This window comes from Pseudomonas sp. TE3911 (assembly GCF_054062775.1).
This window is the reverse complement of the sequence record NZ_JBSSFP010000001.1, coordinates 5,655,284-5,668,731: the sequence shown is the minus strand read 5'-3', so window position 1 is coordinate 5,668,731 and position 13,448 is coordinate 5,655,284. Positions and strand designations below refer to the sequence as shown.

Annotated in this window: 14 protein-coding genes; 12 read left to right on the top strand and 2 right to left on the bottom strand. The window is 61.0% G+C overall.

The features are described 5' to 3' along the window. Nucleotides 1–6: 6 nt before the first annotated feature. Nucleotides 7–729 (bottom strand): ribonuclease PH, encoded by a 723-nt coding sequence (rph, locus tag ACVWXD_RS25640; protein WP_017735760.1) that lies wholly within the window; start codon nucleotides 727–729, stop codon nucleotides 7–9. 216 nt (nucleotides 730–945) lie between these two features. On the opposite strand from rph, the gene ACVWXD_RS25635 reads away from it, so the two are divergent. From ACVWXD_RS25635 to ACVWXD_RS25605, 7 genes are all read left to right on the top strand, one after another. Beyond that, a complete protein-coding gene (locus tag ACVWXD_RS25635) occupies nucleotides 946–1,809 on the top strand; it encodes a YicC/YloC family endoribonuclease (RefSeq protein ID WP_095185208.1) in 864 nt (287 codons plus the stop codon). Nucleotides 1,810–1,819: 10 nt separating this feature from the next. After that, entirely contained in the window at nucleotides 1,820–2,440 is a 621-nt protein-coding gene (gene gmk / locus ACVWXD_RS25630) for a guanylate kinase (protein ID WP_032884410.1), read from the top strand. A gap of 167 nt (nucleotides 2,441–2,607) precedes the next feature. Next, nucleotides 2,608–2,871, top strand: a complete 264-nt coding sequence (gene rpoZ / locus ACVWXD_RS25625) for a DNA-directed RNA polymerase subunit omega (protein ID WP_017735757.1) — start codon at nucleotides 2,608–2,610, stop codon at nucleotides 2,869–2,871. Nucleotides 2,872–2,931: 60 nt separating this feature from the next. Further along, on the top strand, nucleotides 2,932–5,037 hold the full coding sequence (gene spoT, locus ACVWXD_RS25620; RefSeq protein WP_457371463.1) for a bifunctional GTP diphosphokinase/guanosine-3',5'-bis pyrophosphate 3'-pyrophosphohydrolase: 2,106 nt from the start codon (nucleotides 2,932–2,934) through the stop codon (nucleotides 5,035–5,037). Between the two features lie 40 nt (nucleotides 5,038–5,077). Continuing rightward, nucleotides 5,078–5,458 (top strand): RidA family protein, encoded by a 381-nt coding sequence (locus tag ACVWXD_RS25615; protein ID WP_003176922.1) that lies wholly within the window; start codon nucleotides 5,078–5,080, stop codon nucleotides 5,456–5,458. Nucleotides 5,459–5,514: 56 nt separating this feature from the next. Continuing rightward, nucleotides 5,515–6,255: a hypothetical protein gene (locus ACVWXD_RS25610; RefSeq protein ID WP_099601755.1), complete on the top strand. Its 741-nt coding sequence runs from the start codon at nucleotides 5,515–5,517 to the stop codon at nucleotides 6,253–6,255. Nucleotides 6,256–6,332: 77 nt separating this feature from the next. After that, nucleotides 6,333–7,055, top strand: coding sequence for a hypothetical protein (locus ACVWXD_RS25605; RefSeq protein WP_181643012.1), 723 nt, complete (start codon nucleotides 6,333–6,335; stop codon nucleotides 7,053–7,055). Between the two features lie 26 nt (nucleotides 7,056–7,081). Here the strand turns inward: ACVWXD_RS25605 and ACVWXD_RS25600 are convergent, their stop codons facing one another. Then, nucleotides 7,082–7,933, bottom strand: a complete 852-nt coding sequence (locus tag ACVWXD_RS25600; protein WP_122822538.1) for an SDR family oxidoreductase — start codon at nucleotides 7,931–7,933, stop codon at nucleotides 7,082–7,084. A gap of 189 nt (nucleotides 7,934–8,122) precedes the next feature. Here ACVWXD_RS25600 and exbB point away from each other — a divergent pair, with 189 nt between their 5' ends. From exbB to recG, 5 genes are all read left to right on the top strand, one after another. Beyond that, nucleotides 8,123–9,091 (top strand): tonB-system energizer ExbB, encoded by a 969-nt coding sequence (gene exbB / locus ACVWXD_RS25595; protein WP_032884415.1) that lies wholly within the window; start codon nucleotides 8,123–8,125, stop codon nucleotides 9,089–9,091. Nucleotides 9,092–9,097: 6 nt separating this feature from the next. Then, nucleotides 9,098–9,523: a TonB system transport protein ExbD gene (gene exbD, locus ACVWXD_RS25590; RefSeq protein ID WP_032884416.1), complete on the top strand. Its 426-nt coding sequence runs from the start codon at nucleotides 9,098–9,100 to the stop codon at nucleotides 9,521–9,523. Next, nucleotides 9,520–10,269, top strand: a complete 750-nt coding sequence (locus ACVWXD_RS25585) for a TonB family protein (protein ID WP_032884417.1) — start codon at nucleotides 9,520–9,522, stop codon at nucleotides 10,267–10,269. Before exbD ends, ACVWXD_RS25585 begins: the two co-directional genes overlap by 4 nt. 139 nt (nucleotides 10,270–10,408) lie before the next feature. Continuing rightward, nucleotides 10,409–11,329 (top strand): hydrogen peroxide-inducible genes activator, encoded by a 921-nt coding sequence (locus tag ACVWXD_RS25580; protein WP_003213305.1) that lies wholly within the window; start codon nucleotides 10,409–10,411, stop codon nucleotides 11,327–11,329. Nucleotides 11,330–11,337: 8 nt separating this feature from the next. Further along, nucleotides 11,338–13,413, top strand: a complete 2,076-nt coding sequence (recG, locus tag ACVWXD_RS25575) for an ATP-dependent DNA helicase RecG (protein WP_032884418.1) — start codon at nucleotides 11,338–11,340, stop codon at nucleotides 13,411–13,413. Nucleotides 13,414–13,448: the final 35 nt, after the last annotated feature.

The following is a 13,448-nucleotide window of genomic DNA, read 5'->3' as shown; positions in this document are numbered from 1 at the left end:
GTCAGCTTAGTCAGCCAGTGCGGCGTTCTGCAGTTCGAAGATCTCGGTCATGCCTTTCTGGGCTAGGGCCAGCATGGCGTTCAGCTCGGCCGGCTGGAATGGCGCGCCTTCAGCGGTGCCCTGCACTTCGATGAAACCACCGGTGCTGGTCATCACGACGTTCAGGTCAGTCTCGGCAGCCGAATCTTCCAGATAGTCCAGGTCCAGCACAGGCTCGCCCTGGTACATACCCACCGATACAGCGGCAATCATTTGCTTGAGCGGGTCGCCGCCTTTCAGGCCGCCACGTTTCTTGATCACTTTCAGTGCGTCGACCAAGGCCACCATCGCGCCAGTGATGGATGCAGTGCGGGTGCCGCCATCGGCCTGGATCACGTCGCAGTCGACGTAAAGGGTCACGTCGCCCAGCTTGGACATGTCCAGGGCTGCACGCAGGGAGCGACCGATCAGGCGCTGGATTTCCAGGGTGCGGCCGCCTTGCTTGCCACGGCTGGCTTCACGCTGGTTACGTTCGCCGGTGGCGCGCGGCAGCATGCCGTATTCGGCGGTCAACCAACCCTGGCCCTGGCCTTTAAGGAAACGCGGCACGCCATTTTCAACGCTGACGGTGCAGATAACCTTGGTATCGCCAAACTCGACCAGTACAGATCCCTCGGCGTGTTTGGTGTAGTTGCGGGTGATGCGGATCGAGCGGAGCTGATCGGCAACGCGACCACTTGGACGTTTCATAGGGGATACCTGTACTGAGGACGAAAAACTGCCGAGCATTATAGAGCCGCGAGCCGATTCGGGGCACTTCTAAAAATCTGGTTACGAATGGTCAGCCTATCGCCCATTGTTTGGGCGCACTCGCCCCACTGCGCTACAATCCTGCGCCTTCGCAGCCTGTCGGCTTCAATTTACCCATCAGCCCGTGTTTGCGGGACTGCATCGCGAGGTACCTCCATGGTGCACAGCATGACCGCCTTCGCCCGCGTCGAAAAAGCAGGCGCCCAAGGCACCCTGAGCTGGGAACTGCGCTCGGTCAACAGCCGCTACCTGGAGCCGCACCTGCGCCTGCCGGAATCCTTCCGCGACCTCGAAGGCGCCGTGCGTGAGGCACTGCGCCAGGGCATCTCCCGCGGCAAGCTGGAATGCACCCTGCGCTTTACCGAAGAAACCACCGGCAAGCCGCTGCAGGTAGACCGCGAGCGCGCCGCGCAACTGGTCGCTGCCGCCGAAACCATCGCCGGCCTGATCAAGCAGCCCGCAGCGCTGAACCCTCTGGAAGTGCTGGCTTGGCCCGGCGTGCTGGTGGCCGACGCCTCCGATCCGCAAGCCCTCAATGCCGAAGCCCTCGCCCTGTTTAATCAGGGCTTGAAGGAGCTCAAGGCCGGCCGCGAACGCGAAGGTGCCGAACTGGCACGCCTGATCAACGAGCGCCTGACTTCGATCGAAGCAGACGTGGTCATCTTGCGCGAGCTGGTGCCGCAGATGCTCGCCACCCAACGTCAGAAGGTTCTCGACCGCTTCACCGACATGAAGGCCGACCTCGACCCGACGCGCCTGGAGCAGGAAATGGTCCTGCTGGCCCAAAAGAGCGACGTCGCCGAAGAGCTGGACCGCTTGAGCACCCACATCCTCGAAGTGCGTCGCGTGCTCAAATCCGGCGGCGCCGCCGGTCGGCGCCTGGACTTCCTGATGCAGGAACTCAACCGCGAAGCCAATACACTCGGCTCCAAGGCATTTGACCCGCGCAGCACCACGGCTGCCGTCAACCTCAAAGTGTTGATCGAGCAAATGCGCGAACAAGTACAGAATATTGAGTAAGGCAACCTACATGACCCACAGCACCGGCACCCTTTACATCATTTCCGCCCCTTCGGGCGCGGGCAAGAGCAGCCTGGTCAAGGCCCTGACCGACGCTGACGAGCAGATTCGCATCTCGGTCTCCCACACCACCCGTGCCATGCGCCCGGGCGAGGTGAACGGCGTGCACTACCACTTCGTCGAGCGTACCGAGTTCGTCAAAATGATTGAGCACGGCGACTTCCTGGAGCGTGCCGAAGTGTTCGGCAACCTCTATGGCACTTCGCAGAGCCATCTGCAGCAGACCTTGGACGAAGGCCACGACCTGATCCTGGAAATCGACTGGCAGGGCGCCGAGCAAGTTCGCCAGCTGATGCCCAAGGCACGCTCGATCTTCATCCTGCCGCCGTCGCTCGAAGCCTTGCATCAGCGCCTGACCAATCGTGGTCAGGACAGTGACGAGATCATCGAAGGCCGCATGCGTGAAGCCGTCAGTGAAATGAGTCACTACGTCGACTACGACTACCTGATCATTAACGACGATTTTTCCCACGCACTGGACGACCTGAAGGCGATTTTTCGCACGAATCAGCTCCAGCAAAAGCGTCAACAGCAGCGTTTCGGCAAATTACTGGCCGAACTGCTTGGCTGATTGGGTCTTCCCAAAACGGCTGTAAGGGCTTTACATTGGCCCTTGTAGCGGTTTTGCGAGGGCCTGCGAAAAATCAGCGCTTCCCTAAACGCTGGTGATTTTTTAAACTGCTCAGTCCGCTCGCCCAACCGGGCAGCGCGCATCTTGCATTCGCTCCGAGGAATATCATGGCCCGCGTAACCGTTGAAGACTGCCTAGACCACGTGGCAAACCGCTTTGAGCTGGTCATGCTCTCTACCAAGCGTGCCCGTCAACTGGCCACTGGCGGCAAAGAGCCCCTGGTCCAGTGGGAAAACGACAAACCTACCGTTGTAGCCCTGCGTGAAATCGCTGAAGGCCTGATGAGCTACGAGTTCATCGCCAACGCTGAGATCGTTGAAGACGAACCGCTGTTTGCAGCGTTCGAGGACGAGTCCAACGAGGCCGTCTAAGCCTATGCCTGGTCGACGTAGCACGGCGCGGAGTCACAGCCTTCGGCAGGAGTTCACACTTTGCCGAGCATAGACGCCCTCGCCGATCGCTTATCGACCTACCTCGGCCCCGACCAGGTTAACCTGGTCCGCCGAGCGTATTTCTACGCCGAACAAGCCCACGACGGCCAACGCCGCCGAAGCGGTGAGGCGTACGTCACCCATCCTCTTGCGGTGGCGAATATCCTGGCCGACATGCACATGGACCATCAGAGCCTGATGGCCGCGATGCTGCATGACGTGATCGAAGACACCGGTATTGCCAAGGAAGCGCTCAGCGCGCAATTTGGCGAAACCGTGGCCGAACTGGTCGACGGGGTCAGCAAACTGACCCAGATGAACTTCGAAACCAAGGCTGAAGCCCAGGCGGAAAACTTCCAGAAGATGGCCATGGCCATGGCCCGGGACATCCGAGTGATCTTGGTCAAGCTGGCCGACCGGCTGCACAACATGCGCACGCTGGAAGTGCTGTCCGGCGAAAAACGTCGGCGCATCGCCAAGGAAACCCTGGAAATCTATGCGCCCATCGCCAACCGGCTGGGCATGCACGCCATTCGTATCGAGTTCGAAGACCTCGGCTTCAAGGCCATGCACCCGATGCGTTCGGCGCGCATCTACCAAGCGGTCAAGCGTGCCCGTGGCAACCGCAAGGAAATCGTCAACAAGATCGAAGACTCGCTAAGCCATTGCCTGGCGATCGACGAAATCGAGGGCGAAGTCAGCGGGCGGCAGAAGCACATCTACGGCATCTACAAGAAGATGCGCGGCAAGCGTCGGGCCTTCAACGAGATAATGGACGTGTACGCGTTCCGGATCATCGTCGACAAGGTTGATACCTGTTACCGCGTGCTGGGCGCTGTACATAATTTGTACAAACCCCTGCCGGGCCGCTTCAAAGACTACATCGCGATTCCCAAGGCCAACGGCTATCAGTCACTGCATACCACGCTGTTCGGTATGCATGGCGTGCCGATAGAAATCCAGATCCGCACCCGCGAAATGGAAGAGATGGCCAACAACGGCATCGCCGCCCACTGGCTGTACAAGTCCAGTGGCGACGAGCAGCCAAAAGGAACCCATGCCCGCGCCCGCCAATGGGTCAAAGGCGTGCTGGAAATGCAGCAACGTGCTGGCAACTCCCTGGAATTCATTGAAAGCGTGAAGATTGACCTGTTCCCGGACGAGGTCTACGTGTTCACACCCAAAGGCCGGATCATGGAGCTGCCCAAAGGCTCCACGGCGGTCGACTTCGCTTACGCGGTGCATACCGACGTGGGCAACAGCTGCATCGCCTGCCGGATCAACCGTCGCCTGGCTCCACTGTCCGAGCCGCTGCAAAGCGGCTCAACCGTGGAGATTGTCAGCGCGCCTGGCGCACGCCCGAACCCGGCGTGGCTCAACTTCGTGGTCACCGGCAAGGCGCGTACGCACATCCGTCACGCCCTCAAACTGCAGCGCCGCTCCGAGTCCATCAGCCTCGGCGAACGCCTACTGAACAAGGTGCTCAACGGTTTCGACAGCGCTCTGGATAAGATCCCGCAGGAGCGTGTGCAAGCGATGCTCCACGAGTATCGCCAGGAAACCGTCGAAGACTTACTGGAAGATATCGGCCTGGGCAACCGCATGGCTTATGTGGTCGCCCGCCGCCTGCTTGGCGAAGGCGAGCAATTGCCAAGCCCCGAAGGCCCACTGGCAATTCGCGGCACCGAGGGCCTGGTACTCAGCTACGCCAAGTGCTGCACGCCGATCCCGGGCGACCCTATTGTCGGCCACCTGTCCGCAGGCAAAGGCATGGTCGTGCACCTGGACAACTGCCGCAACATCACCGAAATCCGCCACAACCCGGAAAAATGCATCCAGCTCTCGTGGGCCAAGGATGTCACCGGCGAATTCAACGTTGAGCTGCGGGTGGAGCTGGAACACCAGCGCGGCCTGATCGCCTTGCTGGCCAGCAGCGTCAACGCGGCCGACGGCAATATCGAGAAAATCAGCATGGACGAACGCGATGGTCGCATCAGCGTTGTCCAACTGGTGGTCAGCGTGCACGACCGCGTGCACCTGGCCCGTGTGATCAAGAAGCTGCGTGCCTTGACCGGCGTGATCCGCATCACCCGCATGCGCGCATAGCTGTTCAGATAAGTCATCGCCCCATTACAAGGAGTCATTCATGACCAAGACTGTTATCACCAGCGACAAGGCCCCGGCCGCCATCGGTACTTACTCCCAGGCAATCAAGGCGGGCAACACTGTCTACATGTCCGGCCAGATCCCCCTGGACCCGAAGACCATGGAACTGGTGGAAGGCTTCGAAGCACAGACCGTGCAAGTTTTCGAGAACCTCAAGTCCGTCGCCGAAGCTGCCGGCGGTTCGTTCAAGGACATCGTCAAGCTGAACATCTTTCTTACCGACCTGAGCCATTTCGCCAAGGTCAACGAGATCATGGGCAAGTACTTCGAACAGCCTTACCCAGCCCGCGCCGCCATCGGCGTTGCTGCTCTGCCAAAGGGCGCGCAGGTTGAGATGGACGCGATTCTGGTCATCGAGTAAAACACCCGGCGCAGCCCTCACAGGCCGCGCCGACTTCGTTTTAAAAGGATTTCATGATGCGCAAAGCGCTTGTAGCCACTTCGTTGCTCGCCCTGATGCTCGGCGGCTGCGCCAGCAACCCGGCCGACCTGGATGTGAGCGGCACCTGGATCAACCAGGTCGCCATCGATGCGGCAGCCAAAGGCGGCCCTTTGCGCGAAGCACTGCAGAGCTTTGGCCCGAACCTCGAGTGGGAGGTCAACTCCAAGGCGGCGCAGGCGCGCTACTACAACGGTTTTGAGGTTGCCGAAGGCAAGCTGCTCGGCGAGCAATCCGGCGCCTGGAGCGTGGATTTCTACGGCAGCTCCGCCACTGAGCTCAAGCGCAAAGGCAAACAACTGCTGCAAGTGGCGAACGACAATGAGCCCGAACAGCTGTTTGCTCGCGCCAAAGATCCAGCCCCGGAAGGCGCGCCACTGGGCGCGAACTTCGAACGCGCGCTGTATGCGGCCTATATGGGCGGCGACTGGAAGATCACCGACGGCTTCGGCAGCGGGGCCACGGTGCAATTCCAGTCTGACGGCAAAGTCGCCGGCTTACCTGGCGTCGATCGGTACTCACTGTGCCTGGCAGGTGATTGCGCATCCATGAGCGGCGGCTACGACAGCATGTGGCTGCAACTCAACGGCGTGGGTAACCCATGGATTTTTGCCCGCAAAGGCAAACAGCTGGAAATTTTCCAGGCGATCAACACTGCACAGACCGATGAGGTGCCTTCGTTTACGCCTGGGCCACGTCAGTGGTTGCTGGAAAAATAGTGATACAGAACAAAGGAGCCCAAAGGCTCCTTTTTCTTTAGCCTGCGCCACGGTTTCTTACCCTCAGAGATGGCTCCATGCGCGCATTGCTTACCTTCGGCCTGCTACTGCTTGGCGGATGCACCCATACGTCGCCGAAAACGGATATCAGCGGCATCTGGATCAACCAGACAATCCTTGATGCCGCTGCGTTGAGCCAATCGCTGAACACTCAGGGCTCAAATCTGGAATGGAATATCGATATCCACGCCGGCAAGGCGCAGGTGAGCAGCGGCTTCGAAATGGCCGAAGGCAACCTGTTGCAAACATCCCCTGACGCCTGGACCGTCGACTATGGCGGCTATAGCAGTGACGCACTGCGCCTCGACGGCAAACAGCTCATCCAACTGGGCAAAGAGCATATGAAGGAACAGGTGTTCAGCCGCCCTATCGACACCGCTAAAACCGAAGAAAGGTGGGGCAGCACTTTCAGGAGGGCCCTGAACGCAGCTTACATGGGTGGAAAATGGCGCATCATCGAGGGGCCAGGAACAGGTGAAACTGTAACGTTCACCGCGGATGGCCAGGTCTCAGGGCTTGCAAAAACGGACAGATACGAACTATGCCTGGACGGTGACTGCGCCTCCCAAGGCGCAGGCAATAACACCCTTTTCCTGACCAATGGAGACGTCGGTAATACCTGGATCTTCGTGCGCAAGGGCAAGCAGATGGAAATCCTCCAGGCAATCAACGGCGCGCAAAACGACGAAATACCCACGTTCACGCCCGGCCCGCGCCAATGGCTGCTAGAACAGCAATAACACAGATCCAACGGTGGGGAGGGGCTTCAGCCTTTTAGAATGGCCGCATACCCTTCTCGATAGCTCGGATACGTCGGCACCCAACCCAGCGCTTTGATGCGAGCATTGCTGCATTGCTTGCTACCAGCACGCCGCACGCTGGCGTCATCGGACCACTCCGTTACGCCCAGGTAGTCACGCAACCAGGCCACCACCTCGGCCAAGGGAGCCGGCGCATCGTCGACGCCGATATAGATTTTATCCAGCGAACCACCCTGCTCCACATGGCGCAACAAGAAGGCCAGCAAACCCGCCGCGTCGTCCGCGTGAATGCGGTTGCCATATAAAGGTGGATCGATCGCCACGCGATAACCCTGGCGTACCTGGGTCAGAAGCCACTCGCGGCCCGGACCGTAAATGCCGGTCAGACGCACAATGCTCGCAGGAATGCCGCTATTGAGTGCGACCTGTTCGGCCTCCAGCATGACCTGCCCGGAATAGCCCTTCGCCTTGGTTTCAGAGGTTTCGTCGACCCACTCGCCATTCAGTTGCCCATATACGCTACTGCTGGATACAAACAACAAATGCTTGGGTTCCTGACCGTAATCTTTTAGCCACTCCAACACATGCTGCAATCCTTGCACGTAGGCCGCGCGATAACCGGCCTCATCGTGATCCGTCGCGGCAGCGCAATACACCAGGTAATCCACCCCGCCAATAGGCCAGGTGTCGGGGCAATCCTTGTTGAAGAGGTCGCCGGCAATGCCGATCACGCCGTTGGGCAAACGCGAAATGTCGCGTCGCAGGCCATAAACCTCCCATTCCGAGGCCAGCAATTGGCTAGCCAGGCGACCACCCACATCGCCGCATCCGGCAATCACAACAGAAGGTGCAGACATCACAAAACTCCATTCTCAAAGGTCTAGGTTAGCCTTCTCGGCTGACCAGCGGCCAGAAAAAGCACAAATAAAGTTACTGTATTACTTTTGTTAACAAGAATTACTTGCAATAATGACCGCCCATTTGTCCTCGGCCGCCTAGGGTCTGGTAGGACGATCACTCATTTTTTCTTCTCAGGTCCGGCCAGCATGACACGTAATACCACCCCCGCTTCGCCAACCAAGCTTCACAGCCCGTCCCGCGCCTGGCGCGCGATTGCTGCGATGCTGTTCAGCGTGCTGCTGGCGCCGACCGCCGCATTCGCTGATGCCAACGCCCCAGCCACGCCGGCGGCCGTCGAGCAAAACGCTGCTGCCCCGGCCGCTCCAGCCGCCACCGATCCAGCCCAGGCTGCTGCCCCAGCCGCCACTGACGAAACTGGCGTCGTGCTGGAAGAAGACAACACCCTGGGCATGGCCCATGACCTGTCGCCGTGGGGCATGTACCAGAACGCAGACGTCGTGGTGAAGGCCGTGATGATCGGTCTGGCCATCGCTTCGATCATCACGTGGACCATCTGGATCGCCAAAGGCTTCGAGTTGCTGGGTGCCAAGCGCCGTCTGCGTACTGAAATCGTCCACCTGAAAAAGGCCACTACCCTCAAGGAAGCCAGCGAGAGCGCGACCAAAAAGGGCACCCTGGCCAATACCTTAGTGCATGACGCACTGGAAGAAATGCGCCTGTCGGCCAACACCCGTGAAAAGGAAGGCATCAAAGAGCGCGTGGCGTTCCGCCTGGAGCGACTGGTAGCAGCCTGCGGCCGTAACATGAGCAGCGGCACCGGCGTACTCGCCACCATCGGTTCCACCGCGCCGTTCGTCGGTCTGTTCGGTACCGTGTGGGGCATCATGAACAGCTTTATCGGCATCGCCAAAACCCAGACCACCAACCTCGCCGTCGTTGCCCCGGGCATCGCCGAAGCCCTGCTGGCAACCGCCCTGGGCCTGGTTGCTGCAATTCCTGCGGTGGTGATCTACAACGTCTTCGCCCGTTCGATTGCCGGCTATAAAGCCCAGGTATCCGACGCGTCGGCAGAAGTCCTGCTGCTGGTCAGCCGCGACCTCGATCACCTGCCTACCGAGCGCAGCTCGCAACCGCACATGGTGAAAGTGGGGTAATCGGCCATGGGCCTGCATTTGAATCAAGGCGATGATGAACTCGTCGAGAACCACGAAATCAACGTCACGCCGTTTATCGACGTAATGCTGGTACTGCTGATCATCTTCATGGTGGCCGCTCCCTTGGCAACCGTGGATATCAAGGTCGACCTGCCCGCGTCCAGCGCCAAGCCTGCGCCGCGGCCCGAGAAACCGGTGTTTCTCAGCGTCAAGGCGGACCAACGCCTGTTCCTGGGCGAAGAAGAAGTCAAAGCTGAAACCTTGGGCCAGGTCCTCGACGCCAAGACCCAAGGCAAGAAAGACACGACGATCTTCTTCCAGGCCGACAAGGGCGTGGACTACGGCGACCTGATGAGCGTGATGGATGCCCTGCGGGCAGCCGGCTACCTCAAGGTAGGCTTGGTCGGACTTGAGACGGCAGCCAAGAAATGATCACGACGCGCCACAAACTGACGCGTTATGGCACCAGCCTTGCCGTCGTGCTGGGCGTGCACGCCGTCGCGATTGCTATCGCGCTCCATTGGTCGGCGCCGCGCACTGTGCAGCTGCCGCCGGCCGCCATGGTCATTGACCTGGCGCCGATGCCAGCACCGCCGCCACCGGCTCCACCGAAAGTGGTCACGCCACCGCAACCGCCCGCACCGGTGGAAGAGTTGCCTTTGCCGAAACTGGCCGAGGCACCCAAGCCAACGATCCAGGTGCCCAAGCCGGTCAAGCCCAAGCCCAAACCTCAGCCGCCCAAGCCGGTAGAGAAAAAGATCGAGCCACCCAAGGAGAAACCTTCCGAGGATCCGCCGAGCGATGCTCCGCCGACCAAAGCGCCGGCCGAAAAATCGGCGCAGCCGGCTCCAGGCCCGTCGCCGCAGCAGCTTGCAGCCAAGGCCTCTTGGGAAGGCACCCTGCTGGCGCATTTGCAGAAGTACAAAAAGTACCCGCCAGGCGCCCAGGCCCGTGGCAAGGAAGGCCTGAACCGCTTGCGCTTCGTGGTCGATGCCGAAGGCAACGTGCTGTCCTACGAGTTGGTGGGCCGTTCCGGCAACGCTGACCTGGACCGTGCAACCCTGGACATGATCCGTCGTGCCCAACCGCTGCCCAAGCCACCGGCCGACATGGTGAAAAGCGGCAGTGTCGAGATCGTTGCACCATTCGTGTACAACATCGAAAAGCGTCGCCGCTGATATGACTGTGGCAAGGGGCAACCCTTGCCATTCTCAGCAAACAGCAAAATCCCCCGCTCAATCCCCAACAAACTTCTGATAACGTGCGTCTATCGATTGCAGCCGGTATGCTTGGCCCGCAACTTCATGGACGCCTGCTATGACTCTTACAGAATTACGCTACATCGTTACCCTCGCCCAAGAGCAGCACTTCGGCCATGCGGCCGAGCGTTGCCACGTCAGCCAGCCGACGTTGTCGGTGGGCGTGAAAAAGCTTGAAGACGAACTCGGTGTGCTGATTTTCGAGCGCAGCAAAAGCGCCGTGCGCCTTACCCCGGTGGGTGAAGGCATTGTTGCCCAGGCCCAGAAAGTCCTGGAACAAGCGCAAAGCATTCGCGAGCTGGCACAGGCCGGTAAGAACCAGCTGACCGCTCCGCTGAAAGTCGGCGCCATCTACACCGTCGGCCCGTACCTGTTCCCGCACCTGATCCCGCAACTGCACCGCGTCGCACCGCAGATGCCGCTGTATATCGAAGAAAACTTCACCCACGTGCTGCGCGACAAACTGCGCAACGGCGAGCTGGACGCGATCATCATCGCCCTGCCGTTCAACGAGGCCGACGTGCTCACGCTGCCGCTCTACGACGAGCCGTTCTACGTGCTGATGCCCGCCTCCCACCCGTGGACGCAGAAAGACACCATCGACGCCGGCCTGCTCAATGACAAGAGCCTGCTGCTGCTTGGCGAGGGCCACTGCTTCCGCGACCAAGTGCTGGAAGCCTGCCCGACGCTGACCAAAGGCAACGACGGCGCCAAGCACACCACCGTGGAATCCAGCTCCCTGGAAACCATTCGCCATATGGTCGCTTCCGGCCTGGGCATTTCGATCCTGCCGCTGTCAGCGGTGGATAGCCATCACTACGCCCCCGGCGTTATTGCAGTACGCCCGCTCACACCTCCGGTGCCCTTCCGCACCGTGGCAATCGCCTGGCGTGCCAGCTTCCCACGGCCTAAAGCCATTGAGATCCTCGCCGACTCGATCCGCCTGTGTTCGGTGGCCAAGCCGCCTGCTGCGAGCTAAGTAGCCGTATGACTGAGCTGTCGCAGGTGTCGGTGACGGCACTCAAGGGTGTCGGTGAAGCCATGGCCGAGAAGCTGGCCAAGGTCGGGCTGGAAAATCTCCAGGACGTATTGTTCCACCTGCCCTTGCGGTATCAGGACCGCACCCGCGTGGTGCCCATCGGCCAGTTGCGCCCAGGGCAAGACGCCGTCGTGGAAGGCACCGTCAGCGGGGCCGACGTGGTTATGGGCAAGCGCCGCAGCCTGGTCGTGCGCCTGCAGGACGGCACCGGCGGTCTGAGCCTGCGCTTCTACCATTTCAGCAACGCGCAGAAGGAAGGCCTCAAACGCGGCACACGCGTGCGCTGCTATGGCGAGGCGCGACCCGGTGCCTCGGGCCTGGAGATTTACCATCCGGAATACCGCGCGATCACCGGCGACGAACCGCCTCCGGTGGACACCACCCTCACGCCGATCTACCCACTCACCGAAGGCCTGACCCAGCAACGCCTGCGCCAACTGTGCACGCAGACCCTGACCATGCTCGGCCCGAAAAGCCTGCCCGACTGGCTCCCACTGGAGCTGGCTCGCGACTACCAACTGGCGCCGCTGGACGACGCAATTCGCTACCTGCATCACCCGCCGGCCGACGCCGACGTCGACGAGTTGGCCCTGGGTCACCACTGGGCCCAGCACCGCCTGGCCTTCGAAGAACTGCTCACTCATCAACTGTCCCAGCAGCGCCTGCGCGAAAGCATGCGTTCCCTGCGCGCCCCAGCGATGCCCAAGGCCACGCGCCTGCCTGCGCAATACCTGGCCAATCTTGGCTTCGCGCCGACCGGTGCCCAGCAACGTGTAGGCAATGAAATCGCCTACGACCTCAGCCAAAAAGAGCCCATGCTCCGGTTGATTCAGGGTGACGTGGGTGCAGGCAAAACAGTGGTCGCCGCCCTCGCCGCCTTGCAGGCGCTGGAAGCCGGTTACCAAGTGGCGCTGATGGCACCCACCGAGATTCTCGCCGAGCAGCACTTCATCACCTTCAAGCGCTGGCTCGAACCCTTGGGCCTGGAAGTCGCGTGGCTGGCGGGCAAGCTCAAGGGCAAGAACCGCGCAGCGGCACTGGAGCAGATCGCCGGCGGCGCCCCGATGGTGGTGGGCACCCATGCGCTGTTCCAGGAGGAGGTGAAGTTCAAGAACCTGGCCCTGGTGATCATCGACGAACAACACCGCTTCGGCGTGCAGCAGCGCCTGGCCCTGCGCCAGAAAGGCGTGGGCGGTCGCATGAACCCGCACCAGTTGATCATGACCGCCACGCCGATCCCGCGCACGCTGGCCATGAGTGCCTACGCTGACCTCGACACCTCGATCCTCGACGAACTGCCGCCCGGCCGCACCCCGGTCAACACCGTGCTGGTCACCGATACCCGGCGTGTCGAAGTGATCGAACGGGTACGCGGCGCTTGTGCCGAAGGGCGCCAGGCTTACTGGGTGTGCACGCTGATCGAAGAGTCTGAAGAACTGACCTGCCAGGCCGCCGAGACCACCTATGAAGACCTCACCAGCGCCCTCGGCGAACTCAAGGTCGGGCTGATCCACGGGCGCATGAAGCCCGCCGAAAAAGCCGCCGTGATGGCCGATTTCAAGGCCGGCAACCTTCAACTGCTGGTGGCCACCACGGTGATCGAAGTCGGTGTGGACGTGCCCAACGCCAGCCTGATGATCATCGAAAACCCCGAGCGCCTGGGCCTGGCGCAACTGCACCAACTGCGCGGCCGCGTCGGCCGGGGCAGCGCGGCCAGCCACTGCGTGCTGCTGTATCACCCGCCGCTGTCGCAGATCGGTCGCCAGCGTCTGGGCATCATGCGCGAGACCAACGACGGGTTCGTCATTGCCGAAAAAGACCTCGAACTGCGCGGTCCCGGCGAAATGCTCGGCACCCGCCAGACCGGCCTGCTGCAATTCAAAGTCGCCGACCTCATGCGCGACGCCGACCTGCTGCCCGCCGTGCGCGATGCGGCACAGGCCCTGATGGAGCGCTGGCCGGATCACGTCAGCCCGCTGTTGGATCGCTGGCTACGCCATGGGCAGCAATACGGCCAAGTGTGACGCCTGACTCACTTAAGCGACCTACAAATGTATCA